The following is a 23915-nucleotide window of genomic DNA, read 5'->3' on the forward strand; positions in this document are numbered from 1 at the left end:
GCGCCCCCCGTTTCCCCGAACCGCTTCCACCAAAGGGCTTCCCTGTCCGAATACCTCACCATCACCACGGGGTGTGCCGGACGGGCCGTTGGTCCCGAGGCGGTCGGGACATTGGCCATCGCGGGAGAACGCGTCGCCGCTCGCCTCGTCTCCACTCGGGCGTACACGGGGCGCGTCGCCGCTCGGCGCAGGCGCGGCGACGTCGCCAGTCGACGTCGCCAGTCGCTGTCACCAGCTGGAGTCGAGCGGCATCCCCTCGGTGTAGCCGGCCGCACTCTGGACACCAACAACCGCGCGTTCGTGGAACTCCTCGAGGTTCGTCGCCCCGACGTAGGTGCATGAGCTGCGGACCCCGGCCACGATGGCGTCGAGGAGGTCCTCCACGCTCGGATGCTCCGGGTCCAGATACATCCGCGCACTGGAGATGCCCTCGCCGAACAACCCCTTGCGGGCGCGTTCGAACGGCGTGTCCTCGGCGGTACGGAACCGCACCGCGCGGGCCGACGCCATCCCGAAGCTCTCCTTGTAGAGCCGGCCCTCGTGGTCGCGTTGCGCGTCGCCCGGCGACTCGTACGTACCGGCGAACCACGAACCGATCATCACGTTGGCCGCCCCTGCGGCGAGTGCGAGCGCCACGTCGCGTGGATGGCGTACGCCGCCGTCGGCCCACACATGCTTGCCGAGCGCACGTGCCCGCGTGGCGCATTCGTACACCGCGGAGAACTGCGGCCGGCCCACCGCCGTCTTCATCCGGGTGGTGCACATGGCGCCGGGGCCGACGCCGACCTTCACGATGTCGGCGCCCGCGGCCACCAGGTCGCTGACACCTTCGGCGGTGGCGACGTTGCCCGCCACGATCGGCACGGACGGCTGGAGGGCGCGAAGGAGCCGGAGGACGTCGAGAGTGCGTTCCTGATGTCCGTGCGCGGTGTCGACGACCAGGACGTCCACACCGGCGTCGAGGAGCGCCTTGGCCTTGGTCTCGACGTCGCCGTTGATGCCGAGCGCGGCACCGATCCGGAGCTTGCCGCCCGCATCCGTGGCGGGTTCGTACAGGCTCGCGCGAAGTGCCCGGAGGCGGGTGAGGATGCCGACGATCCGTCCGTCCGCGTCGACGACCGGCGCGAGCCGGTGCCGGCCATCGTGCAGCTGGTTGAACGCGTCCTCGGCGTCGATGCCGGCGGGCAGGGTGAGCAGTTCGGTCGACATGATGCCGCCGAGCTGGGTGAACCGGTCGACTCCTTCGCAGTCGGCCTCGGTCACGACACCGATCGCCCGGCCGTCCTCGACGACGATGACCGCGCCGTGTCCGCGCTTGGGGAGCAGGTTGATCGCCTCGCCCACCGTTCCTGTGCGGACCATCGTGATGGGCGTGTCGTAGACGGTGTGCCGTCGCTTGGTCCAGGACACGACGTCGGCGACCACGTCGACCGGGATGTCCTGGGGGATGATGGCCAACCCGCCGCAGCGGGCCACGGTCTCGGCCATCCGGCGGCCGGAAACGGCGGTCATGTTCGCGGCGATGATGGGGAGGGTCGTGCCGCTGCCGTCGGCGGTCGCCAGGTCGACGTCGAGCCGGGACGCGACCGCCGAGCGGTTGGGTACGAGGAACACATCCGAGTACGTGAGATCCTGCTCAGGAACCCGGTCATGGAGGAAGCGCATGTCCACCCCCTTGCGTCGTCGGCGGCTGGGGTGGCCCCCAGGTGATCGAGTGTGACCGTCGCCCTCAGCATGGTCCTCGACCACTTGCAGGCTACGACTGCTCCGCAACCCGCCGCGTGGGTGTCCCGTCCACCATGCTGCCAGTCCTACGCCGGTCCCGCGACCAGGAATGTCCCGGCTGCCCGGTTGGTTGCGTCATCGGCGAGAACCCGACCGAAGGTCCGATTCGAGGAGGCCCCATGCCGTACGTCAATGTCCGGATCACCCGCGACGGCGCCACCGCCGAGCAGAAGGCCGAGTTGATCAAGGGCGTGACCGACCTGCTCGTGCGGGTCCTCGACAAGGATCCGGCGCGGACCTTCGTCGTGATCGACGAGGTGGACACGGACAACTGGGGCGTCGGCGGGATCTCCGTCAGCGAGTTCCGCCGGAACAGCACCTGACGGTACGCACGACGCGATCCATCACCCGGTTCGACCACGGCATGGGCGCCGCTGCGACACGTGCCGCTGCGACAGGTGCCGCTGCGATCAGGACCCCGGCGACGCCGGAAGTCAGGCGCCCTTCGCCGTGTCGACGGCTTCGGCCACTTCGGCCACTTCAGCCACTTCGGCGTCTTCGGCCGTGAGCTGGAACACCCGGGACTTGGAGATCCCCAGGATGCGAGCGGCGTCGCGTCCCGGCATACCGACGCCACGCAGGAGCCTGGCGGCCCGACGCAGCGACAGCATGCGCGCGTGATGCGCTTCCTGCTCCTCGCGGGCGTGCGTGTCCGCGGCGTCCAGGGCGTCGGCCACCTCATCCGGGAGCAACCAGTCGACCCGCATGTCGACCGCTGAAGCATCCCCCCCGGATGCTTCAGCGATCAGGCGGGCGGCGACGGAGGTCACCTCGTCCCATGACTTCGCGGCCGCCGCTCCCACACCGTCGACACGGATCACCCAGGCGCTGGCGTCCGGCATGTACTCGGCCGACACGTCGAACGTGGCCACGGCCAACCCCCCTTTTGCTCTCCCGTGCAGGGGCCCGCCCCCCGTAAGCGGGCCCCGCTGGCGACGCACGCTGGTCCCGCACCGTTCCCGCCGGCAGATCCCCCTGGATGTGAACCGGTTGCACGACCAACTGGACGAGAGGAAATTATCTTCCTCGCCGACTGGCGTCCAGCGGCCTGGACGTCAGGCGAGCAATCCCATTGCCCTCTCGTTGACCAGAGATTTGGCCGAAACCGCAAATCCTTCGAGCGCCGCGACCGGAAGGACTTCCAGAGGGGTCTTCAAACGGGTGACATGTCCGGTAAGAGGGAAAATCTTCCGAAGAACACGAAATGACAACGATTGGCGATGCGGGTGCCACCTTGAAGAGACCCCGGTGGGCTGCGGTCGCCAGGACGAGCGGCAAGTTGGCGAGCGCGCCCCACTCCCACCTCGGGCCCAAATGTGATCTGCATCACATGGCAGGTTCCACCGCTATCGATCATAGTAGGCGGCGGAATCCGCGAAGTCAGCCGTCGGTAGGGAGCCACAAATCGGGCTATTTCTTGCTATGAGGGATTCGTTCAATCCCCAACGGGCCTGAGGTCAAGAAGGTCTTTCTCGCAGAACGTACGCGGCAATGCGCCTAACGTGCGTCGCCATCATCGCCACGGGATGCCGGACACGCGCGGGCCGGAATTCTGGCGTACTACGACGCGCGATCGTAGCTGATGGTGACGAGGTCACTGGATAGGAACAAAGATCCTCTGTTAGGACTATCTCACCATCGATCGTGCCTATCCGGGCGCGTGACGACCCGCTTCGCCGAGCTCCGCCCAGTGGTGTCGTGTCCCCATCTCGGTTTGGGCGGAGACGGAGGACCCAACGTGAGTGGAACCCCATCGCTGGTGGGGTTCTGGGGTTAAGCCGCCGTCACAGGCAGGCCGGGCATTCCTCTCGCCCGAACCCGACAGCTAACTCCGCGGGCGACGAGAGGGAACGGATCCTGCATGCCCTATAAGGCAAAACACCGCGGCACCACCCGGCGCCGAAAAGTGGCGAAGAAAGTCACCAGGACAGCCGCACTCACCGGCGTCGCCGCGGCGGTACCCATGGTCGGTTTCGCGGCACCTGCGCACGCCGCCACGGCCGACACCTGGAATCGCCTCGCGCAGTGCGAGAGTAGCGGCGACTGGAGCATCAACACCGGCAACGGCTATTACGGCGGCCTGCAGTTCGCCGGTCCCACCTGGCGTGAGTTCGGCGGCACGAAATATGCGTCCCGCGCAGACCTCGCGACCAGGGCCGAACAGATTGCCATCGCCGAGAAGGTTCTCGACGTCCAGGGCTGGAACGCCTGGCCCGCCTGCTCCCGCAAGCTCGGCCTCGACGAGGGCGACAAGGCAGGGAGCGCGGGGAGTCCCTCCAGCACCAAGACCACCAAACAGCAGCGAGCCCGGGACAGCGCGAGCGCGCGCGCCGCCAGGTCCGCCCGCGCCGCTCGGTCGGCGCCGAAGTCGGCACCGGCGCGCAAGCCGGCAGCGGGCACTTATGTGGTCCGGCCGGGCGACACCCTCTCCGGCATCGCCCGGGCGAACCGGGTGCCGGGCGGCTGGAGTGCGCTGTGGAAGATCAACCGTGGTGTGATCGGATCGAACCCGGACCTGATCCTCCCCGACGCCCGGCTGCGTCTCGTGGGCAAGGCCAGCCCGGCGAACGATCGCGCTCCCAGCAAGAAGAGCTCGGCGCGTGACGCGGGCGCCCAACGGTCGTCGCGGTCCTCTGACCGGTCGTCGGACCAGCAGGCCGCAAAGCCGGCAGCCAAGGGTTGGGTCCTGCCACTCACGTCGTACCGCCTGACCGCGCGGTTCGGGCAGAGCGGGAGCAACTGGTCGTCATCGCACCACGGGCTCGACTTCGGCGCCAGCAGTGGTTCGCCGATCCGCGCCGTCGGAGCAGGTCGGATCGTCAGCGCGGGATGGGACGGCGCCTACGGCAACCGGATCAAGGTCCGGCACGCCGACGGCACCGTCACCCTGTACGCGCACATGTCCCGCCTGGCACGGACCTCGGGCGAGGTCGGCGCCGGGACCGTGATCGGTTACGTCGGCGCCACCGGCAACGCGACTGGTCCGCACCTGCACCTCGAGGTCCGGCCCAACGGGGGCGGTCTGAACACCGCGATCGACCCGTACGCCTGGCTCGAGAGCAAGGGCCTGCGCCCCTGAGTCGAGGAGTTCCTCCCCCGTGGCAATTCGCCTCACGGGGGAGGAATTCCGCATGAGGCCTTATGTCGGTGTCGCTCGGGTCATCAGACCACGAATTTCTGCCAGACGGCACTCGAAACTTGCCGAACTGCTGCGTAACGTGGCGCTTGGAATGACGGAGGCGCAGGTTTCCGGCGAAGACTTCACGTGAGATTCTCCGTTGACGTCGGCGCCCGCCCGTTCGTCGTCACCGACAACACCAGAAGTCCAACGCAGCAAGGACAATTGCGTCGCAGACGCTCGACTTCCACAAGGGCGTGGCGACCCGAGAGATCCCCTTTGTGGATGGTGCTGGCGGGAGATCTCGCTGACCACCGGACAGGAAACTCAGCCAGACCCCTCACCGCCGATTTCGACTCCGCACAAAGGGGGCGAAGGGGCGAGAGCAATGACAACGGATCCGCATGATCCCAGAAGGGATCAAGCACCTGGGACACGGGAGACCGAAACTGCCCAGGCTCCGGGAGTACCAGCCCAGGCAAAGCCTTCGGAGGAGACGTCGGAGCGTTCGTATGGCCGGACGACCGAACGGCCGGCCGAGCGCACCGAGCGGAGGACCGAACGGCCGGCGGGCGAGCGCGGAGAAGGGAAGGCCGGCGCTCTCGCGAAGATGCGCTCGTGGATGCCGCTCTTCGCACTCGGGTGCGTCAGTCTGATCGTGGGCATCATCGCGCTGGCATGGCCGGGCATCTCCCTCACCGCCGCGGCTGTCCTCTTCGCGATCCAGGTCCTGGTGTACGGCGTCTTCTGCTTCGCACGGGCGGCAGCCGGGGAATCGGACCGTGCCGGACCGGTCGTGATGGGATTCCTCGGGACCTTCGCGCTCATCGTCGGCGTTCTCGCGTTGCGCGATGGCGGGGCTTCGGTCGCCACCCTGGCCACGTTGTTCGGGGTGTTCTGGTTCGCCGCTGGAGCACTCGCCGTGCTGGCGACGCTCTTCGGTCCGGACCGTGGGCCTCGGTCCATGGGCCTTCCGATGCTCGCAGGGTGCCTGGCCGTCGTCGTGGGCATCATCACCCTTGCGATCGGCGGAACCTCGCTGGGCGTTCTCACGGCGATTCTGGGGATCTGGCTGCTGGTGTTCGGGGCGCTCACACTCGCCATGGCCGTCATGGCGAGATCGGCCGGGCGCGGCGCGAAAGGACGGCGGCGCGAGGCTGCTGCCGCGCACTGACCAGCGTCAGGCCTGCGGCTGGGGCGCGCCCAAGGATGGCTTGGGCGCGCCCTTAGGCTCGGTCCGCGCCGAGCATCTGGTGGGCAAGACGTTCGAGACCAGTACGGATCCGCCTCGCCGAAATCCGGCGTTCATGACGTTGGTAGGAGTAGACGTCGGGAGCGAGCGGGGCAAGCAGACTGTCGACGAGCGGGGCGGGATCGGGTACCTGCGCGTCCTTGAGCAGGGTCCGCACATGAACCCGCCAGAAGCCGTAGGCACCTGTCGCGAACCGCGCCTCCCCGACCTCTGCACCGAGCGCGAGATGGATGTGGCTCTCGAGCAGCTCGACCATCGCGGCATAGAAGGCGGCGAGCCGCTCGGCCGGCGGCGCCCCCGGGCCGAGTGGTGGATCACCGCGGAGCAGCTGCTCCTGCAGACTGCGTTCGTGTTCGTCGAGGAGGGCGCGTGCGATCGAGGCGATGTCGGGATAGCGGCGGTAGAGGGTGCCGCGACCCACACCTGCCGCGGACGCGACATCTCCCATGGTGACGTTGCGGGCTCCCCTAGCGGCGAAGAGTTCGGCTGCCGCGTCGAGTACCCGCTGGCGGTTGCGCGCGGCGTCGGCACGCTCGGGCCGAGACATGGCGAGCAGCCTATCCAACCGGTCACCGTGTCCAGGTTCGCTCGGCCTGTTCCGCCCAACGCCTTGCGGCGCTGGAAGGCCGCTCGTTATCTTCTCGTACAGCAGAGTAGTAATTCCGAATAGCGAAACTTTCGAGTTGGTTGAGACGTTCGGTCCGTCGTCCGTCCAGCGCTCCTCGGCCCGGACGACCCGACGTCACGATGGAGGGGCGGTCGTAGTGCCAGCCGGCAACCTGCCTGCATTTCCTTATGGTGCGGTGTATTTCCGCAAGTCGAACCCACCTCGCGAGGACTGGACACGGGACTACCAGACAGCGGCCGAGGACGGCCACAACGCCTTCCGGCACTGGTTCCTGTGGTCGGCCGTCGAGATCGCGCCCGGAGAGTTCGACTGGGCCGACTACGACCGCCAACTCGACCTCGCGGCCGACAACGGCATCAGGACCATCGTCGCGGAGATGATGACGTCGGCACCGGAGTGGGCGTTCCGTTCGCTGGCGCACGCGCGATTCGAACGCCGCGACGGCACACCGGTGCGTTCGACCATCAGCCCGAGCTGTGCGATCGGCGGCTTCCCCGGCCTCTGCCTCGACAACGAGGACGCGCGGGACCATGCCGGAGCCTTCCTGACCGCGCTGGTGACCCGGTACCGCGGCCACCCCGGCCTCGGCGGCTACGACATCTGGAACGAATGCGGTTACGGCGAGGACGTCTGCTACTGCCCGGCCACAGCCGAGAAGTTCCGCTCTTGGCTGCGCGAACGCTACGGGGATCTGCGTAGCCTCGGCGAAGCCTGGGGCCGGCACAGCTACGCCACCTGGGACGACATCGACCCACCGCGCACCATCGAGCCCTACGCCGACGTGCTCGACTGGCTCACCTTCCGCCAGGACAACGCCTACCGCCTGATGCGCTGGCGGGCGGAACTGGTTCGCTCGATCGATGGTGACTGCGCGCTCACCGCGCACGGAGTCGCGGGGAGCTTGACCCATGCCGCGCCGCGCGGCACCGACGACTGGCGTGCGGCGGCCGAGGTCGAGTCGTACGGCCTCACCTGGGGGTCGAGCCGACACGGTGACGAACCGTGGAAGCAGCTGCACGCGATGGATCTTGTCCGGTCGGCGTGCCGCGGCAAACCGTTCTGGCACGCCGAAGCCTATGCGGGACCGCTGTGGATGCAGCGCCAGGTGATCGGAAAGCCACGCGACGAAGGCCGGATCGCCTCGGTCGAGGACATCCGCTACTGGAATCTCGCGAGCTTCGCCGGCGGGGCGTCGGGGCTCTTCTATCTGCGGTGGCGGCCGTTGCTGGACGGGCCACTGTTCGGTGCGTTCGGTGCGTACGGCATGGACGGCTCACGCACAGACCGGTCGGCGATGGTGTCCTCCCTCGCTGAGTGGGCGACTGCGCCTGCGCAGCGACAGCTGTGGGAGTCCGGGCCGGCGCCGGCCGATGTCGGGATTCTCTACGTGCCGGAGACGCAGCTCTTCACCTATGCCCAGCAGGGAAGTACGGATCACTATGCGCGGGCGATGCAGGGCGCCTATCAGGGATTCTTCGCGAACAACATCCACGCGACCTTCGTACACATCGACGATCTCGAGGCCGGGGACGGCGCTGCCGCACCGGGCACTGTCAACCCGACCTTGCTCTACCTTCCGTTCCCCGTGATGTTGACGAAAGCGACCGCGGACAAGCTGCGCGCCTGGGTCGAGGCCGGCGGGACCCTTGTCGCCGAGGGGTGTCCGGCGTACTTCTCCGACCACGGCAAAGTCGGTACGGCTCAACCGCACCAGGGGCTCGACGCGCTGTTCGGAGCGCGCGAGTCCTATGTCGAGTTCACGCCCGACCTGCTCGACGACCTCTCGCTCCGCGTGGACGGCTCGACGGTGCACGGCGGTGTCTTCCTGCAGGCGTACGAACCGACGACGGGCACGCCGGTCGGGTGGTACGCCGATGGGAAGGTCGCGGCCGTCGACCACGCTGTCGGCGAAGGGCGGACGCGGCTGGTGGGAACGTTCCCGAGCGTGGGTTACCACCGCCATCATGCGCAGGGAACGCGAAGCTATTTCGCTCGGCTGCTGGACTGGGCGGGGCAGCGGCAGCGGGTCAGGGTCAGTGATTCGCGGGTGACCGCACGGGTCCACGACGGTGCCGGCGGTAGGTATCTCTGGTTGCTCAACCCGACCCGGGAACCGGTGCGGGTCACCGCCACTCTCGCCGCCACCGCGAAGGCCGTCGGCGAACTGGAGGTCCTGTGGGGTGGCGGCGAGAGCGCCGTCCTGGTTGACCAACATTCGATCGACGTCCAGTTGCCCGCCCGCGATGCCGTGGTGGTGGAACTCGGCTGAACCCGAGAAGCACCAGTCGCGCGTCCGGACGTTCGAGTGGTTCTGCGTGTCCTAGGGGGTGTCTGATGGTTCACGCACCCCTAGCGCTCCGCTCGTTGCTGGAGTTGCCGTGCCCAGTGTTGGGCGTACCCACCGAGAAGTCTGTCGGTGAACCAGCCGGCAAGGACGAAGACGGCAAGTGATACCGCAGCGACGAGAACGAACACCAGCATCGAGAGCGGGCCAGCGCCGAAAGTGATGAGCATGTCCGCCATGCTCATAGCGGCGGACCCGGCAGACCATGGGCCGGACTGCCGGGTATCGATAGGTTCTGGACATGCACACCGTGGCGATCCTGGCGCTGGAGCGATCAGGTGGCATCGACATCTCCATCCCCTGCATGATCTTCGCGCAGGCATACCCGCTGGGTCACCACGGTCCGCCCGCTCGGCCGCTGTACAACGTGCGGGTGTGTGGGCCCATGGTCACCACGACCGTGCCGTATGGGGACGTCGCGTTCCGGATCCTCCCTCCGTACTCCTGGGCCGACGCTGCCGCCGCTGACACGATCTGGATTCCCGGACTGTCTCGGTACACCGAGCCTCCTCCGGAGGAGGTGATCCGGCTGCTTCGCGACGCGCACGGGCGAGGCGTGCGGCTGGTCGCGATCTGCAACGGTGTCTTCGTGCTGGCCGCGACAGGACTCCTGGACGGCCGGAGGGCCGCGACCCACTGGACGCACGCAGCCACGTTGTCCTCGCTCTATCCGGACGTACGCATCGACGACGCGGTGCTGTTCGTCGACGACGGGGACATCCTCACCACCGCGGGCGGGGCGGCCGGACTCGATCTCTGCCTGCACCTCGTCCGGCGCGACCACGGCTCGGCTGTGGCTGCCGAGACCGCTCGCCACACGGTGATGCCACTCCAGCGAGATGGCGGTCAGGCGCAGGTCGTCGACTACGTACGCCCGGAGACTGGCCGCAGCCTGGAGCCGATGATGCGATGGCTGGAGGACAACCTCGCCACTGACCTGACCCTAGAGGCGGTCGCCCGCCGGGCGGGGACCAGCGTACGGACGCTCAACCGCCGGTTCCGCGCACAAACCGGCACGACGCCCCTGCAATGGCTGATCGGTCGACGGCTGCAACGAGCCAGGGAACTACTCGAGACCACCGACCTGTCAGTGGAGGAGGTCGCCTCGTGGTGCGGATTCAGCAGCGCCATCACGCTGCGTCAACACTTCCGCAGGACTGTCGGTACGACGCCACTCGCGTACCGGCAGACCTACACGCCGCATCCGGCTCGAGCCACGGCTGACTCGCGTCAGCTCAGCCGATGAGTGAAGTTCGGGCACGATTAAGGACCTGCAGAACAAGTTTTCCATCTCCGGTACTACCCGGATTTGGTGGTCGGGTTCACCGTCTGGATCTCTCGATCCTCTGGTTACTCAGCCCTTATCAGGCTTTCCCGCTTGCTCCACAGGCCTACCCCTCATGTTTCTCGACGACCAAACACCCTGCATAGGGACCAAGGTCCTGACCGCAAGGGACTGGCGCGCCGTGGCGGGCGGCAGCGTCATGGCGGGCGGCAGGCGCGTCATCGCGGGCGATTCGCATCGCTGCTGCCGGACCCTGGAAGATGGACGCCCTGGCATTCGGGATACGGGCCCCACGGCCCGGAACTGCGGAACGAGCGAGGAGGGCCATGTCCAGCCACTCACAGGGCAGACCGAACCAGGACTCCGCCGTGCAGGATGATCCGTTCCACCGGCTGCACCACGTCACGCCGGCGGTGCTCTCACCGGAGACCGCGCAGTCCGCCGGCATGCACAGGCTGGCCGCGATCAGCGGAGCGTCGGTGGGCTCGCAGAAGCTCTGGATGGGCCAGACCCACGTCGCGCCGCGCCTGGCCTCTGCCAACCACCATCACGGCGACTCCGAGACCGCGATCTACGTGGTCAGTGGAACCCCCGAGTTCGTCTTCCTCGAAGGCGACGGCGACGATGCGCATGAAGTCCGCATCCGTACCCAGGCGGGCGACTACGTCTTCGTTCCGCCCTTCGTACCCCATCGCGAGGAAAACCCCGATCCGGAGGTCGAGGCAGTAGTGGTCATCGCTCGGAGTACGCAGGAAGCGATCGTGGTCAACCTTCCCGATCTTCGCCCGGTCGGGCCAGCGCGGACGACATCGACGCGATCGACGGACGACTGAACCCTGGGACTGAACCGAGGGCAGCGACGGGTCGTGAACTAGCCGGCGCCGGTGTCTGAGGTGGAAGCCGCCGCTCCACTCACAGGGGAAGCGTCACGCACAGGAGCCGGCCGAGCTGGATGGTGCACGACTGCGTCGGGTCCGTGGGTGGTTCCGGGTCCGTGGGTGGTTCCGGGTCAGTCGGCGGCTCGGGGTCGGTCGGTGGTTCCGGGTCGGTCGGTGGTTCCGGGTCTGTGGGCGGCTCGGGGCCCGGATCTGTGGGCGGCTCCGGATCTGCCGGGGGATTACGCGGTTCCGATGTTGGCGGCACGTCACCACCGGTCGCGGCCGGATCAGGCGTCGCGGGTGTCTGTCGGTCATCGCCGGTCGACGCCTCGGGCCTGGGCGAGGCCGGCTCGCCAGCTGACTCAGGATCCTCGGTTTCCGCGGTGCGAGCCTTGGTCGGCGTCGGCGTCGGCTGCGCGGTAGGTGCCCTGGTCGGCAGCGAGGCCTGTCGTCCCGGCGCCTGCTCCCGCGCCTCGGGATCACCGGTGGGTGGCCCCATCGCGGCGAAACTCACGGCACCCGCCGCGGCCGCCAGGGCCACTCCCGCCAGTACGGGGTGTTCACGTACGCGGCGGGCGAGCGCGGTTGCCGCCGCTCCGGCCGCGGCGCCGACCATGAGTCCGCCCTTGATGAGCAGCAGCCCCGCCCGGCGTCTGGGTTCCGGCTCGTCAGCCATGGCCGCATCGACGCGGGCCATGATGGCGGCGGCTTCTTCTCTGGAGGAGATCCGCGCCAGCGCTCCACTCAGCTCGGTCCGCAGCGCCGTCACCTCAGCGCGCATCTGCCGGTGAGCACGCCGGCTCACCGTGCGCGCGACAACCCAGGCACCGACGATCCCCAGCGCCGCGATCGCCACGCCGATATAAACCCCCAAGGACACAACGGACGTTTTATCACCTCGTCATCGCGCTGCACAGTCCGGTGCACGGTGCGTCACAAGCCGAGCGGTGCGCCACAACCTCCGTGCGGGTACGGCCAACCTCCGGGCGACGCGCGCTCAACCGGCCTGGGCCGCATCATCGCGACCCGCCCGCTCCAGCAGCTCCAGGATGAGCAGTCGCCTGGTCTCCTCGGGCAGCGCCTCGAGCGCCCAGATCTTTTCCGCGGCCTCCTTGACCGACAGCGGGCCGGTCTGACCCGCGGCCGCCTCGACGTTCTCCAGACCTTCCACGTCACCCGGTTCCATGTACCCCGCCGCGACGAACGCCTCGGGCACCGGTCGTCCGTACTCCACCGCCAACGCGCGGACGCTCTCCGGCTTCGGGTCGGACGTCTTCCACCGGTTGACGCTCGACGGCGATATCCCGAGCCGCCGGGCGATCTCATGCTGACTCGACCGCCGGGTGATCCGCTGTACGTAGTTCCACCAGCTCATACTCCGTAGCGTATGCGCAATACCCCCGGTCCGCGCAACCTTGCGGCCACGGCCTCGTGGAAGCCAGGTGAGTCGCTCGAGGGATGGGCTTGCACATTCATTGCGCTTGCGCAATACTGATGCCGCGCACGCAACACCGCCCGGCGCGGGGCGGCGGTGGGGGGATTGCGTGGGCACGTAAGGGGGTCCGCGGCAGGGGGATGCGCCACTGGGGCCGTTTCAGTGGTGCATGTACGGAGGGGGCGGCAGGACCGGGTTGCCGGTCCTGCCGCCGCGCAGGTCGTCGCTCAGGGGGAACAGCTGCGCCTCGTTGGTGTGCGGCTGTCGCGGGCTGGTCGGGGACTCGACCCGACTGGGTGGCCGGCGCGGATCAGCTGCGTACCGAGAACAGTGAAGATCGCCGCCTGCACCCGCTTGTTCTCGCGACGAGTGACTCAGCAGGTCGGGGCGAATGGCGAAATCTGGCAGGTTCGAACCCTGCCCGTCCCACGCTGCCCACGTAGGGCAGGTCTCCAGAGAGGAAAGGTACGGGGAATCCGTATGCAGATTCGACGCAACATCATCAAGGGTGCCGCGATTAGCGGTATGGCTGCCGCCCTGCTCGCGGGTTCAGTCGCTTCGGCAGCGGGATTGCGAACGGCAACTTCAGCTTCGACGTTCCGGGCGGCGAGATGACCGACCTGGAGGTGACCAACGTCTCGGTGACCACGGACGGCCTGCTGCCGACCCAGAACGCGGACCTCAAGTTCCGAATCAAGAACCTCAACCCGGTGGCCGTTCGTGGAGTTGCGAAGGCCAACACTCCGGCCATCGTGACGTCCTCCGTGCCTGGCTGTGAGACCCACCTCGTGGTCGCGGCTGGTACCACGTCGAGCCATGCGTACGTCGACGAGCGGTTCGAGGCTGGTGAGGCCAAGAACTTCGTCATCGAGGACGCGGTGTCGATCTCCAACACCTCTCCGGATTCCTGCGAAGGCGCTGACTACACGGTGAAGATCCAAACGAGCGCGACCAGCGCTGGGTAGTCGAGGCAGGTATCGACGCAGAGGGCCGGGCAACGATGCCCGGCCCTCTCGCATTCGCTGAGGGTTGCGCGCCGCTAGGACCGCTGTGCAGCGAGTCCTGCGGTGACGATCGGGCACTGCGCGAGAACGCATGCCAGACTGGTCTCCAGCCTGTGTGTGATGCTGCGATGGGAGCGATTCCATGGCACCGGTGGCCCGATACGATGCCGTAGCCGAGTGGTTCGACACTGTCATGTCGGGCGGTGGACCGACACCCGACCAGACCATGTTCTGGGACCTGCTTGGGCCAGGAACCGGCCGATGCCTGGACCTCGGGTGTGGAACAGGTGCGCGGGCCCCCGGAATCCAGAATCTCGGTTGGCACACCGTCGGCATCGACCTGTCCCGCGAAGAGCTTCGGATCTCGCGTGCCTCACGTCGGCTTGGCGCTGTCGCGTGCGCGGACGCAGCCCACCTACCCGTGGTATCGGAGAGCCTGGACGCTGTCGTGAGCCTGGCCACGCATACGGACTTCGACGACTGGGCCTCCGCCGTACGGGAGGTCCAGCGCGTCCTCCGACCTGGAGGCACTTTCGTCTACGCAGGCGTCCATCCGTGTTTCATCGGCCCATTCTCCGAGCTACGCGATGACGGCACACGCGTCCTGCACGAGGGCTATCGCGACACGCAGCTCCGCTTCACCGGACCGGGAGTAGGCGACGGTATCCGCAGCCGGGTCGGCGTCCGGCACCTCCCACTTCCCGACCTGCTCAATCCTGTTCTCACAGCCGGGCTGCGTATCAACAAGGTTGTCGAGTCACCGGAACGCACACTGCCGCTGCTGCTCGCGTTTCGAGCAGAACGTCCGGCATAGCTTCCTCGGGCCACTCCGCGCGGCGCCGTCTGCGCACGGCGTGGGCAAGCGGGCAGCGCGGCCGGGTAGCTCACGCGACGCAGCGTACGGGGGTCAACCGGAGCGCGATGGCACGTCGAGTGTCGCTTCACGCGGGGTCGAGTACGCGGCTCACGATCCACGCGTGCTTGCCGACCTGGCGTACACGCTGGAATCCGTACTGCTCGAACAGCTCGACCGTCGCGGACGCCAGCCAGTGCCCGCTTACCGTGCGGCCGGCGACCACCTGTGCGATGGCCTGGATACGGCTTCCACCTGACGCGTGTATGCGCTCTGGTGCGGCGTCGTCGGGCGCACCGTGTCCGCGTGGACGGGAGATGGGCACGGACGGCGGGCTCGACGTGGGCATCCACCGCGGGGGGTGGGAGGGCGAGCCCTACATTGTGAGCCGCCGACGCATGCTCCTCGACGTCTGGAGCAGAACCTGATGCACACCGGGCACGCAGACGTGGTGCGCGAAGTGGTCGACGGCCTGAGAGGTAACGGTCCGCGGTAGAAGAGTCGCGACACCCTCGCCAGCTCGTAGCCGATACCACCCAGGAGTACTTCGAGCATGTCCGAACAGCCGACGTATCCGGCCCGCGCTGGTCGCCTCGAACGCGGCATTGGCTCACTATGAACGCGGGCGTAATGTTTTGACTGGCGAGGCTCATCCGTTAGCGGCGTTCCAGGCAAACTCCTCATATGGGTAATAGGTAAATGGGTGGATCAGATGGTAATCGAGTGGAAGGATCATAGAGACCAACGCGACGAGAGTTCGTCGACGTTGCTCGGCTCTGTGCAAACGCTCTTGGTGACAGGACCCCACCTCGAGACTTATCTCAATAAGGTGGCATGGCTCGCCGCAAATGTCGTCCAACCGCCAGCCTCGTGCGGTATCACGACACATTACGACGGGCGGCCCGGCACCGTCGCCGCAAGCGATCAACGCGCACCCTTGCTGGACGAGAAGCAGTTCGCGGTAGACCAAGGGCCGTGCCTGCAGACATTGCGGACCGGAAACGTCGTCGATGTGCCCGACCTGCAGGTCGACGATCGCTGGACACGGTACCGCGAGCAGGCTCTCCGACTAGGCGTCAGATGCTCATTGAGCTTCCCGTTGAAGAACGTGGACGGCCAGACGGTCGGCGCCCTGAACATGTACGGGTACGACCGTCCACACGCCTTCGACGGCATTGAACGCCGACTTGCGGAAATGTATGTAGTCCAAGCCTCCACAGCGCTCGGACTAGCGATGCGTCGCACCGGGGAGGCTGATGTGACGGCACAACTAGAGCAGACACTGACGTCACGGACCTTTATCGATCAGGCTCTGGGAATTTTGATGGCCAAGCGAAGCTGCGATGCCGACGAGGCGTTCAATGTGCTGCGAAAGCGTTCCCAAAGCACTAAACTCCCTCTCCGCGACGTCGCAGCAGAGCTCATTGCTCAGGTGAGCGGCACTGCTCCGATACCATCCCAACCTTTCGAGCCACGACCCGCCGAACACGATCCAGAAACTAGCGGTTGAGAGCACCGCGCCCCCATCGACCGGACCACCGTCGCGACACCGGCCTCGGACGTGGCTCGCCGACAACAGTGACCACCGCCAGGCGGCGCAAGGCGGAGGCTAGTCGTCGTCCGGGTTCTGCTTTCTCACCTCAGGTTCGTGGGGAATGTCCCGCATCATCGACAGGTACTTCTGTCCGGGGAGCATGCTGTCCTGCAGACGGGCAAGGGCGTCGGTCAGCGTGGCCACCGCCTGTTCGATCTCCGCGCGGGACTTCCGCCACGCGGTGATGACAACAGCGAGGAAGAGGCCGGACAGGACGACAGTCCCGTCGAACACCTGCAGGATCATGATGTTGGCCAGCAGCGGACGTCCGGCGAAGAGGCCGTATCCATGTCCGGCTGCGTCGATCGCTATGCCGGAAACGATGAGGTTGCATGGCGCGACGCCCGGCAACTGGAAGCGCCATGCTGCCCAGATCACGAGGGGAAACGCCAGGAAGAGCAGGCCGAAGCTTCTCGTCGCAGCCATGCTGACGGTGAACGTCACGAGAAGGAGAAGCGCCATCTCCAGCCACCTCACCCAGCCAGCGCCGAACGCCCCCCGAACTCGAAGCAGGACGAGCAGGAAGGGAGTTACGACCAACACGCCCAATACGTCGCTGGACCACCAGACGGCCCAGACGGCCAGGAAGCCGGCTGGTTCCCCCACGGTCAGGAACGTTATCGCAACCGCGCCGAGTGTCGCGCTGATCGTCATCGCACCGAATGCGGCGATAAGAACGAGGGCGAGTGTGTCTCGGAGTCGATCGAGTTCCTTCCTGAAATCAACCGATCGGAGCAGGACGTAGGCGCAGACCGGCGCGAGTGTGTTCCCCAAAGTGATCAGCAGGGCAGCAGCTGGCGGCAGAAGAGGCAGAGTGGCCGCCAGGGAACCAATAGCGATTCCGGGCCATGTCCAGGTGCGGAGACCAAGTGTCAAAAGGCACACCAACGCGACACCCGCCGGAATCCACAGCGAGCGGACAGGATCACCGAATGGTGCGCTCAGCAGCAGCCCGACCACGGCCGCGAGGTAGTACGCGAGTGCGACCCCGAGGATCCGCAGCCCGATCACCCCACCAGCACTTAGCTGATCACGATGAGTCCAGGCTGAACCCATCTTGCAAAGCTACGGCCAAGCTCCAACCTGAGCCACCGCCACCCCACCATCCCGGGGTGGTGGACGCCGGCCGCGACCCGGAAAGCGTGGGCCAGCCAGATTGAGCTGCTTACATAACGCCAGTTGCACGCCCGTCGGAGCTCCCTCTCATGCCCCAGTCACTCTCCAACAAGAGGACCGCGCTCATCCTGCTCGGAATCGCCCTGCTGCTGATGCCCGTCGCCGCTATTGTCGGCGGCGCCACGCGGTGGGTCGTGATTGCCGGGTCCGTCGTCATGCTGTTCCTCTGCGCGTACAACATCAACGTCAACAACCGGCGCACTGACCGCTCATGAAGACGGCGGTTGTGAGCTTCCGTGCCGCCGCCAAGACCTTTGGCGCGAACTCACCGCAGTCGAGGATGTCTCCTTCGGCGTGCCCGCAGGGCGGTCACCCGCTCTTCCTGTGCACGTCCGGCCATTGACCGGCTTTCCCGGCGGGATTTTGGCAAGGCCCCAGTAAGGGTTGAGGTCAGGGCTCGACCATAAGGTCGACCGCGCCAAGGGTTCAGCTCAGCGTTCAATCCCGCCGAGCGGCTCGAGAGGTGTCGAGTTCTTCGGCGAGCAAGTCCATGAGGAGCGCATCGTTCCACTCGCCCGTTTCGAGGTTGCGTTCATAGCGACGCATCACGCCGACCGGCTTGAAGCCGACCTTGCGGTAGCACCGGATGGCTGCTGCATTGTCCGCGCGTGGGTCGATGACAACTCGATGATGTCCCAGGTCACGGACGAGATGGACGGCAAGCGTGCGAACGGCATCGGTACCAATGCCCTGACCGTGATAGGGCGAACCGACGAAGATGTCGATGCTGGCGTGCCGGTACTCCGGATCTGAGTCCTCATTGGACTGGATGAAGCCGACGATGGATCTGTCGAGCAAGATCGTGTAGCGAGTCGCCGCTGACCCTTCGAGGGGCCAGTCGTCACCGGGCGACCAGCCGCGTGGGCGAAGTTCGCGGAGCCGCGGGACATCGGCCACCTCAAGGGTGCGCAGCGAGACCAGCTCGCCTGGCAGCTCGGGCATCGGCTGAGCCTATCGAGAAGATTCGGCTCCTTCAGGTGCCGCCCGGAGACCCGAGGACGGCCGCCCGCAAGGGCGGTAGCCGGGCGGTGCGCCCCGTCAGCGGCGCCATGACCCTTGTAGAGCCGGAAATAGCAGAGCCACGACATCCGGCTCGCCGTCGGAACGCATGGGGAAACAGGTAGGCGTTCAAGTCCGGTCGCTGCCGTATCCATCCGGACATCCGGCGAACAGCAAAACAGCCGCTCACCTGCAACTTTCGCAGACGAGCGGCTTGCCGCTTCCAGGCCACAAAAGTGGAGCTGAGGGGATTTGAACCCCTGACCCCCTCGATGCGAACAAAGCTCGCGCTCCGGTCATCGACCAGCTCGCAACCATCGCTGCTGGTCAGGCACATGGCTGGACCACTCCTAACCACACATGACGACGCCTGCCGCTCCCAAGCGGCTCCCACTTTCGCTCCCACGACCCACGCACTACGAGTCGGCGGCGAGCCTGCGGGCGGGGCGCTCACAACGCCCGGCGGGCGTCCGTCATCGTCCACCACAGTCCACGCTCCTGCACGCGTTTGGCAGCTCGTTGGGCCGCTCGCGGACGACTTGTCAGACGCAATCTCTCGCGCGACGGCGGCTGAGACAACCCGGCTGAAACATTGGGGGCGCTTGCTTGCCTCCGCCCACCTTCGTACGCCAACAACCAAATGTTTCAGCCATCTCCACGGCGGCTCAGAGTGACGCAGTGACTCAGAGAGAGTGTGGGAAGGACATGAACCTGAGGCCTGTCACTCCCCTGTCACTCGCATTTCCGCAGGTCACAGCCGTTCGAGTGACAGAGTGACAGGTGTGACAGTGACGGCATCCCCCTGTCACCCGTAGGTGCATCCGGTACCGCCGGGACAGACGGACGAATCCCGCCCTGCTGATTCGGGCTCTTGAAGGGTCAAGGCGCCGCTGACGCGGCGCACCACCCGGCTACCGCCCTTGCGGGCGGCGCCGGGCGCCGTCCTCGGGCTCGCCGGGCGGACAGACGGGAGCATCTCGTAGCCGCTGGCTGGACATCGCTGTGAGGTGACCGGCCCGTCTTCCTCGCATACCAGTCTCCGGCCTCCGCTCCAGCCCTCAATGGCGCCTCCGGCGTCACGTCGTGATCGGCTTCGCCGACCATTGACCGCCTCCGCTCCGGCCTTCAATCTGGCTAGTTGCGAGGACGACGGGGAGAGTGGTTGCCTTCCCCGGACCGTCGGCCGAGTGCGGTGCCGCATCGGGCGTCTAATCCGCTACCCGTTCGGGATCGTTCACCGAAGGAGGTCAGCGGGCATGCGACATGCGTGCCACGTCGCGGCCACTTCTCGGCGATCAGGGCTCAACAGCGGTCATATCGTCGGCATCGCCCGCGCGGCTGCACACCGTGCGCGCACATCTTCCGAGCTAGTGCTCGTCGAACCGGAGACAGGTTCGCCTCAACCCGCAAGCAGGGCGTCGATCGCCCGGATGGACGTCGCAGTGGACTCGTGGAGTACGCCGTGCATCCCGAACGCCCGTGCCCCATCGACGCAGACCTGTGAGTCGTCGAGGAACACCATCTCCTCTGGCACAAGGCCGAGCCGGTCACAGGCCAGGGCGTAGATTCGCGGATCAGGCTTGAGCAGGCCGACCTCGTGCGAGTAGATGATCGGGTCAAAGTACGTCGAGAACCCGTAACGGGCCTCTTCCACTTCGCGAGCACCGCTGCCTGAGTTGCTGATGATCGCGGTCTGGTATCGCGGCCGAAGGCTCGCGGCGTATGCCAGCAACTCCTCGTCCAGCTCGCCGCAGTACCAGTCCCACATGTCAGCCACGAACGCATCGGCCTGCTCAGACGAGAGTCCCAGCTCTTCGGTGCACCTGTTGCGCCACTGGTCGAGGCTCATGCCACCGGTACCCATGCCGTTGTCAGGGTCGGCCGCGGTAAGGGCCGCGGTGAACGCGTCGTCGGTCATGCCCAGCCGTTCCCGCCACGGGTCGAGAAAGACGTGCACTTCTTCGGTGCGTTCCAGAACGCCACCGATGTCAAAGATCACCGCATGCACGACCATGCCGCATTCTTACAGATCGTCGACGTTCACCGTAGCCATGCACACTCTAGAAGGGCCGTCGTCAAGGGGCATTGCCTGAGCTGCCAAGCACGATACGCGGCCACGCGCGCGGGCCTACGAACCAGGAAATCGGCGTGCTAACTGCTGCTACCCGCCTCGACCGTACAGGGACACTCGCGGGCAACGGGCCCCGCTGGGTCTGGTCAGTCGAGTGGGACCCGCGACAGCTCCCAAGCTGAGTACGTGGGATATGCGTGGGATGAAGCGCGACAACCATCCGACAAGCACCACGTTCCCGCAGGTCAGAACCCGCTCGCCAGCTACTGAGCAAACCCATTCCTAACCCGTGTGTCGTCCGGCCGCCGACGTGCCATCCACGTGCCATTACGGCGGGCGAAGCAGGGGTACTGCAGGCCGCTCAAGGCCACCGATCTCCGCGAGATGGCGGTCAGAGCCAGGCCGTTTCGACATCTTCCAAGCTGGGGCTGTTTGTGGGGACGGCGAGGGGGCCAGGTCAGGCGAGAGCGGTGATCCATGGATGGCTGTCGCCGCGGGCGTCGGTGAAGGCCTGTGCCAGCCAGCTCCGACCGTCGTCAGTAAGGAAGGGCACCGTCGCCTCGAAGTCCGCCTCGTCCTTTGGTCGAGTCTCCAGGCCCTTGTACAGCAGCACCAGCTCCGGACGTAGGTACGGGATGCCGTCGGGGGGTGCGGGCGATGGCCTCGGCGTAGGGCAGGCGAATGTTGCGGTCCTTCGAGCAGTACCAGTGCGTTCTGTCATCGGGGATCCGCATCACGTCGACGCGCCACTTGCCGGTCGATGGATCGCGGACCATGGTCTGCTGGTACTGGAAGAACGCACCACCGGCACCCTCGACCGGCCAGAAGCCCTCCTGACCGGCTACGAAGAATTCGTAGGCCGACAGCCGCTCGCGGATGAGGTCGAAGTCCCACATCGGTGTCGCGATCTCCAGGTCCTCGTGGTCGCGGGTCTGCCGGCCCCGGAACAGATCGAGAGCCCAGCCGCCCACGACGAACCATCGCGCCGACAACCCCTCGAGCAGCTTCGCGATCGTCGGAGGGTCCCACGCATCCCATGTTTCCGGACCCCAATCAAGCGTGACCGGTTCGACCAGCATGCGGGCGAGCATAGGACCGAAGCCCACCCGCTCGTGGGCCCGGTGCGCTGCGGACAGGCCTGACCCCAGCGTGACCCCAACGACCTGCAACGCCGGACGACGGTGAGCACCTGGTCGAAGACCGCCGGAGCGCGGACGAGCAGGTCGCGTTCGGGTTGCCTGCCTCTACGGATCTGATGGTCGTGGTGTAGCCGAACCGACCGGAGGGAGTTGATCAACAGTCATGGATCTGCCGCGCACAGTCCTTGGCGTAAACAGCGCATGCCTGCTCGAATTGGAGGGCAAGGCCGTAGACCTCGGGTTCAGCCAATGCTTGCCGCCCGAACAATTGCGTCGGCACCTGGCTCCCGACGCAATCCACTACCTGTCGCCGGCCTTGGTACACATCCTTAAGCACCGACCCGACGTCTCCCCGCAGTGGCGTTGTGAGGCGCTCCTCACCATGAACGATGACATGCATGTCCTCAGCCTCTTGGACGTCCTACCAACCACATTCGCCCAACAGCCTGAGACCCTCACCCTCGCCCAGAAGACCGACGCCGTTCGACGCATGCAGCAGGCACCCTCCATCAGTCGCTGGCTGGACGACCACGCCTGACAGTCAACCGACACCCATCTTCCGCCAGACGGCTTCGAATGCCTCGCGTGGTATCTCGAACGGCTCGAACTCGTCTATGTCCAAGGGCACTACGGACAGGCCGCCGTACTCATCCTCCTGGTGCTCGAGGTCGTACCGAAGAATCGGTCCACGATCGTAGGACTCGACCTGGCGGCTCACCCAGCCGTCATCGCCAACTTCGAAGTACCAGTCCGAGTGCCCCCAGTCGTCGTGTTCGTCACCGCGCGGCTCTTCCCATCGGCGACGGAAGTAGTGCGTCACGAGGGCAAGGATTCCACCACTAAGTCGGCTGGCGAGCGTTGGGCCTGCGTGCAACCTGCGTGCAATAGGCAGCTGGACGGCTCCGGACTGGCCTGGGCAATCGGGAGTCGTCAGCGGCTCTGCTACAGCACGAACGGGCAAGCCTGGACTGATCTGGACAAGTGACGATGGGCTCCTAAACCGCGTGTCGCCAGAACTGTAGACCGTTGCCGCGACCCTGTGGAAGGTCACCGGCAGGCGCGAGGGACTCCTTCACTGCGCCTGGCTAGCCTGTCCCGCACGGACTGTTGGTCGAGCGTGTCCGCGACCAGCCAGGGACTGCAGCGGGGAACCGAATGAGAGCTAGCTGGTCTCAGAGCGCCACTGTGCGTGCAGCTGCAGGAGGATTCGAACTGCCTCGTCGGGTTCGAGCCAGCTAGCGGCGAACTCGCCTCCGTCGACATCCACCTCACCCTCCCAGTCAGGGCTGTCGCCGGAGACGCACATGTCCAGGGAACATGTCTGCCAACGGCAGCGGTAGTAGAACGTCTCACCGGTGGGCACACGGCCCTCCAACTGGACCGGCGCCGTCGCACAGGTCAGCTCCACTTCCCAGCCCTGAGCACGCAGCTGAGGCAGGAGACGCCGCCACGCCGCGTGCGCCAACTGAGTTTCGACGGACGGGTGTGCGTCTTGAGAGTGCAGGCGGAACGGTGGCCCGGTGAGGGCGAGGACGATGGCATCGGCCATGCCAGTGGAGTGGACGTAGACCGCTGTGGGCTCCGCCGGGCGCTCCGACTCAACATTGTCCAGACGCTCAACGCCAACCGGACTACGATTCTCACTGACGCTCACGGCGCCCCCAGTGGCGTCGTCTCCGTGGAAGCCGACACCGAACGACTCGCTCGTACGCTCCAGCAGATCGATCTCCAGGCGTTCTCCCACCATGGCCGCCGCACTACGCACGTCGAGGTCGGCGCCGAACAGCAGGCTCTGCCTGGACCAGTCGATCTCCGGCGACTCATGCGGCGCAGACGTATCCACAGGCGCCAGGATAGGCGTCCGCATCACGACACCAGCCGCACACGGGCCATTAGCGGGGCCATTAGGTCAGGTGAGAGCGGGTCATCCCAGGCCGCTCCTGGCCGCCGATCTTCGCCTGAGGGCAGCAAGAGCTCTGGGAGTTTCGACATCTTCCAAGCTGGCACTCCCCCGGGCGACGACCTGACCCCAGCCTGACCCCAACGACCTCCACCTTGGGGCCAGAGGTCGAGCACGCCGAATCGCGACGCGTAAGCGTGATCAAGGCGGCCGAGATCACTCCGCCCGGTCCTCTTAATCCGCTGGTCGTCCCTGGCTGGCCGTGCCATTCACGTGCCATTACGGGAGGCGAAGCAGGAGTAAGCCAGGCCACTCCAGGCCACTCGCTCCGGCGGAATGAGACGCTGAAACAGCCAGATTCGTACGATTCCCAAGCTGAGAGTAGTCCGCACGGTTCGCGTCAGTACTGATCACGCGGTGATCTATCCGACTGGGCTTGACTCCTGAAATGCCA

The 23915-nt window shown here is 66.4% G+C and carries 24 protein-coding genes and 1 riboswitch; of the genes, 11 read left to right on the forward strand and 13 right to left on the reverse strand.

The window, feature by feature from the left end:
* Window positions 1–228: 228 nt before the first annotated feature.
* On the reverse strand, window positions 229–1665 hold the full coding sequence (locus ABNF93_RS31355) for a GuaB1 family IMP dehydrogenase-related protein (protein ID WP_349331866.1): 1437 nt from the start codon (window positions 1663–1665) through the stop codon (window positions 229–231).
* Window positions 1666–1904: 239 nt separating this feature from the next.
* On the opposite strand from ABNF93_RS31355, the gene ABNF93_RS31360 reads away from it, so the two are divergent.
* A complete protein-coding gene (locus ABNF93_RS31360; protein WP_349331867.1) occupies window positions 1905–2108 on the forward strand; it encodes a tautomerase family protein in 204 nt (67 codons plus the stop codon).
* Window positions 2109–2219: 111 nt separating this feature from the next.
* Here ABNF93_RS31360 and ABNF93_RS31365 read toward each other — a convergent pair whose 3' ends face one another.
* Complete coding sequence (locus ABNF93_RS31365) at window positions 2220–2657, reverse strand: hypothetical protein (RefSeq protein WP_349331868.1); 438 nt, start codon at window positions 2655–2657, stop codon at window positions 2220–2222.
* A gap of 819 nt (window positions 2658–3476) precedes the next feature.
* Window positions 3477–3639, forward strand: a riboswitch (cyclic di-AMP (ydaO/yuaA leader).
* A 7-nt stretch (window positions 3640–3646) separates the two neighbouring features.
* On the opposite strand from ABNF93_RS31365, the gene ABNF93_RS31370 reads away from it, so the two are divergent.
* Both ABNF93_RS31370 and ABNF93_RS31375 read left to right on the forward strand, forming a co-directional pair.
* Entirely contained in the window at window positions 3647–4864 is a 1218-nt protein-coding gene (locus tag ABNF93_RS31370; protein ID WP_349331869.1) for a transglycosylase family protein, read from the forward strand.
* 661 nt (window positions 4865–5525) lie between these two features.
* Window positions 5526–6077, forward strand: a complete 552-nt coding sequence (locus ABNF93_RS31375) for an HdeD family acid-resistance protein (RefSeq protein WP_349331870.1) — start codon at window positions 5526–5528, stop codon at window positions 6075–6077.
* Between the two features lie 52 nt (window positions 6078–6129).
* Here the strand turns inward: ABNF93_RS31375 and ABNF93_RS31380 are convergent, their stop codons facing one another.
* The gene (locus tag ABNF93_RS31380) at window positions 6130–6702 is read right to left on the reverse strand and encodes a TetR/AcrR family transcriptional regulator (protein WP_349331871.1); all 573 of its coding nucleotides are present in this window, start codon (window positions 6700–6702) and stop codon (window positions 6130–6132) included.
* Between the two features lie 217 nt (window positions 6703–6919).
* On the opposite strand from ABNF93_RS31380, the gene ABNF93_RS31385 reads away from it, so the two are divergent.
* Window positions 6920–9052: a beta-galactosidase gene (locus ABNF93_RS31385; RefSeq protein WP_349331872.1), complete on the forward strand. Its 2133-nt coding sequence runs from the start codon at window positions 6920–6922 to the stop codon at window positions 9050–9052.
* 80 nt (window positions 9053–9132) lie between these two features.
* Here the strand turns inward: ABNF93_RS31385 and ABNF93_RS31390 are convergent, their stop codons facing one another.
* Complete coding sequence (locus ABNF93_RS31390; protein WP_349331873.1) at window positions 9133–9297, reverse strand: hypothetical protein; 165 nt, start codon at window positions 9295–9297, stop codon at window positions 9133–9135.
* Between the two features lie 71 nt (window positions 9298–9368).
* Between ABNF93_RS31390 and ABNF93_RS31395 the strand changes: the two genes are divergently transcribed.
* Window positions 9369–10373 carry a GlxA family transcriptional regulator gene (locus tag ABNF93_RS31395; protein WP_349331874.1) on the forward strand — a complete coding sequence of 335 codons (1005 nt, stop codon included), beginning with the start codon at window positions 9369–9371 and terminating at the stop codon, window positions 10371–10373.
* A 365-nt stretch (window positions 10374–10738) separates the two neighbouring features.
* Entirely contained in the window at window positions 10739–11245 is a 507-nt protein-coding gene (locus ABNF93_RS31400) for a cupin domain-containing protein (RefSeq protein WP_349331875.1), read from the forward strand.
* A gap of 79 nt (window positions 11246–11324) precedes the next feature.
* Here the strand turns inward: ABNF93_RS31400 and ABNF93_RS31405 are convergent, their stop codons facing one another.
* Window positions 11325–12170: a hypothetical protein gene (locus ABNF93_RS31405; protein WP_349331876.1), complete on the reverse strand. Its 846-nt coding sequence runs from the start codon at window positions 12168–12170 to the stop codon at window positions 11325–11327.
* Window positions 12171–12287: 117 nt separating this feature from the next.
* Window positions 12288–12665, reverse strand: coding sequence for a helix-turn-helix domain-containing protein (locus tag ABNF93_RS31410; protein WP_349331877.1), 378 nt, complete (start codon window positions 12663–12665; stop codon window positions 12288–12290).
* 671 nt (window positions 12666–13336) lie between these two features.
* Between ABNF93_RS31410 and ABNF93_RS31415 the strand changes: the two genes are divergently transcribed.
* Entirely contained in the window at window positions 13337–13690 is a 354-nt protein-coding gene (locus ABNF93_RS31415) for a hypothetical protein (RefSeq protein ID WP_349331878.1), read from the forward strand.
* Window positions 13691–13880: 190 nt separating this feature from the next.
* The gene (locus ABNF93_RS31420; protein WP_349331879.1) at window positions 13881–14543 is read left to right on the forward strand and encodes a class I SAM-dependent methyltransferase; all 663 of its coding nucleotides are present in this window, start codon (window positions 13881–13883) and stop codon (window positions 14541–14543) included.
* Between the two features lie 127 nt (window positions 14544–14670).
* On the opposite strand, the gene ABNF93_RS31425 is transcribed toward ABNF93_RS31420, so the two are convergent.
* Window positions 14671–14907 carry a hypothetical protein gene (locus tag ABNF93_RS31425; RefSeq protein ID WP_349331880.1) on the reverse strand — a complete coding sequence of 79 codons (237 nt, stop codon included), beginning with the start codon at window positions 14905–14907 and terminating at the stop codon, window positions 14671–14673.
* 387 nt (window positions 14908–15294) lie between these two features.
* Between ABNF93_RS31425 and ABNF93_RS31430 the strand changes: the two genes are divergently transcribed.
* Window positions 15295–16092 (forward strand): GAF and ANTAR domain-containing protein, encoded by a 798-nt coding sequence (locus ABNF93_RS31430; RefSeq protein ID WP_349331881.1) that lies wholly within the window; start codon window positions 15295–15297, stop codon window positions 16090–16092.
* A gap of 99 nt (window positions 16093–16191) precedes the next feature.
* Here ABNF93_RS31430 and ABNF93_RS31435 read toward each other — a convergent pair whose 3' ends face one another.
* Window positions 16192–17232 carry an MASE1 domain-containing protein gene (locus ABNF93_RS31435; protein ID WP_349331882.1) on the reverse strand — a complete coding sequence of 347 codons (1041 nt, stop codon included), beginning with the start codon at window positions 17230–17232 and terminating at the stop codon, window positions 16192–16194.
* 149 nt (window positions 17233–17381) lie between these two features.
* Here ABNF93_RS31435 and ABNF93_RS31440 point away from each other — a divergent pair, with 149 nt between their 5' ends.
* Window positions 17382–17567 carry a hypothetical protein gene (locus tag ABNF93_RS31440; RefSeq protein ID WP_349331883.1) on the forward strand — a complete coding sequence of 62 codons (186 nt, stop codon included), beginning with the start codon at window positions 17382–17384 and terminating at the stop codon, window positions 17565–17567.
* A 223-nt stretch (window positions 17568–17790) separates the two neighbouring features.
* On the opposite strand, the gene ABNF93_RS31445 is transcribed toward ABNF93_RS31440, so the two are convergent.
* From ABNF93_RS31445 to ABNF93_RS31455, 3 genes are all read right to left on the reverse strand, one after another.
* Entirely contained in the window at window positions 17791–18294 is a 504-nt protein-coding gene (locus ABNF93_RS31445) for a GNAT family N-acetyltransferase (RefSeq protein ID WP_349331884.1), read from the reverse strand.
* 1456 nt (window positions 18295–19750) lie between these two features.
* Window positions 19751–20365, reverse strand: coding sequence for an HAD family hydrolase (locus ABNF93_RS31450; RefSeq protein ID WP_349331885.1), 615 nt, complete (start codon window positions 20363–20365; stop codon window positions 19751–19753).
* A gap of 593 nt (window positions 20366–20958) precedes the next feature.
* The gene (locus ABNF93_RS31455; protein WP_349331886.1) at window positions 20959–21501 is read right to left on the reverse strand and encodes a nucleotidyltransferase domain-containing protein; all 543 of its coding nucleotides are present in this window, start codon (window positions 21499–21501) and stop codon (window positions 20959–20961) included.
* Between the two features lie 223 nt (window positions 21502–21724).
* Here ABNF93_RS31455 and ABNF93_RS31460 point away from each other — a divergent pair, with 223 nt between their 5' ends.
* On the forward strand, window positions 21725–22099 hold the full coding sequence (locus ABNF93_RS31460; RefSeq protein WP_349331887.1) for a hypothetical protein: 375 nt from the start codon (window positions 21725–21727) through the stop codon (window positions 22097–22099).
* A gap of 3 nt (window positions 22100–22102) precedes the next feature.
* On the opposite strand, the gene ABNF93_RS31465 is transcribed toward ABNF93_RS31460, so the two are convergent.
* Both ABNF93_RS31465 and ABNF93_RS31470 read right to left on the reverse strand, forming a co-directional pair.
* Window positions 22103–22381 carry a hypothetical protein gene (locus ABNF93_RS31465; protein ID WP_349331888.1) on the reverse strand — a complete coding sequence of 93 codons (279 nt, stop codon included), beginning with the start codon at window positions 22379–22381 and terminating at the stop codon, window positions 22103–22105.
* Window positions 22382–22723: 342 nt separating this feature from the next.
* A complete protein-coding gene (locus tag ABNF93_RS31470; protein WP_349331889.1) occupies window positions 22724–23404 on the reverse strand; it encodes a hypothetical protein in 681 nt (226 codons plus the stop codon).
* Between the last annotated feature and the right edge of the window lie 511 nt (window positions 23405–23915).

Origin of the sequence: Actinopolymorpha sp. B9G3, assembly GCF_040120725.1 — a bacterium.
Taxonomy (GTDB): Bacteria; Actinomycetota; Actinomycetes; order Propionibacteriales; family Actinopolymorphaceae; genus Thermasporomyces.

Excerpts from the sequence above, each read along its gene's own strand:
- ABNF93_RS31460 (WP_349331887.1), top strand. The coding sequence starts at position 21,725 with ATGGATCTGCCGCGCACAGTCCTTGGCGTAAACAGCGCATGCCTGCTC.
- ABNF93_RS31390 (WP_349331873.1), bottom strand. The coding sequence starts at position 9,297 with ATGCTCATCACTTTCGGCGCTGGCCCGCTCTCGATGCTGGTGTTCGTT.
- ABNF93_RS31430 (WP_349331881.1), top strand. The coding sequence starts at position 15,295 with ATGGTAATCGAGTGGAAGGATCATAGAGACCAACGCGACGAGAGTTCG.
- ABNF93_RS31375 (WP_349331870.1), top strand. The coding sequence starts at position 5,526 with ATGCCGCTCTTCGCACTCGGGTGCGTCAGTCTGATCGTGGGCATCATC.
- ABNF93_RS31440 (WP_349331883.1), top strand. The coding sequence starts at position 17,382 with ATGCCCCAGTCACTCTCCAACAAGAGGACCGCGCTCATCCTGCTCGGA.
- ABNF93_RS31445 (WP_349331884.1), bottom strand. The coding sequence starts at position 18,294 with ATGCCCGAGCTGCCAGGCGAGCTGGTCTCGCTGCGCACCCTTGAGGTG.
- ABNF93_RS31360 (WP_349331867.1), top strand. The coding sequence starts at position 1,905 with ATGCCGTACGTCAATGTCCGGATCACCCGCGACGGCGCCACCGCCGAG.
- ABNF93_RS31450 (WP_349331885.1), bottom strand. The coding sequence starts at position 20,365 with ATGGTCGTGCATGCGGTGATCTTTGACATCGGTGGCGTTCTGGAACGC.
- ABNF93_RS31370 (WP_349331869.1), top strand. The coding sequence starts at position 3,647 with ATGCCCTATAAGGCAAAACACCGCGGCACCACCCGGCGCCGAAAAGTG.
- ABNF93_RS31395 (WP_349331874.1), top strand. The coding sequence starts at position 9,369 with ATGCACACCGTGGCGATCCTGGCGCTGGAGCGATCAGGTGGCATCGAC.
- ABNF93_RS31455 (WP_349331886.1), bottom strand. The coding sequence starts at position 21,501 with ATGCTGGTCGAACCGGTCACGCTTGATTGGGGTCCGGAAACATGGGAT.
- ABNF93_RS31380 (WP_349331871.1), bottom strand. The coding sequence starts at position 6,702 with ATGTCTCGGCCCGAGCGTGCCGACGCCGCGCGCAACCGCCAGCGGGTA.
- ABNF93_RS31415 (WP_349331878.1), top strand. The coding sequence starts at position 13,337 with ATGACCGACCTGGAGGTGACCAACGTCTCGGTGACCACGGACGGCCTG.
- ABNF93_RS31410 (WP_349331877.1), bottom strand. The coding sequence starts at position 12,665 with ATGAGCTGGTGGAACTACGTACAGCGGATCACCCGGCGGTCGAGTCAG.
- ABNF93_RS31400 (WP_349331875.1), top strand. The coding sequence starts at position 10,739 with ATGTCCAGCCACTCACAGGGCAGACCGAACCAGGACTCCGCCGTGCAG.
- ABNF93_RS31435 (WP_349331882.1), bottom strand. The coding sequence starts at position 17,232 with ATGGGTTCAGCCTGGACTCATCGTGATCAGCTAAGTGCTGGTGGGGTG.
- ABNF93_RS31355 (WP_349331866.1), bottom strand. The coding sequence starts at position 1,665 with ATGCGCTTCCTCCATGACCGGGTTCCTGAGCAGGATCTCACGTACTCG.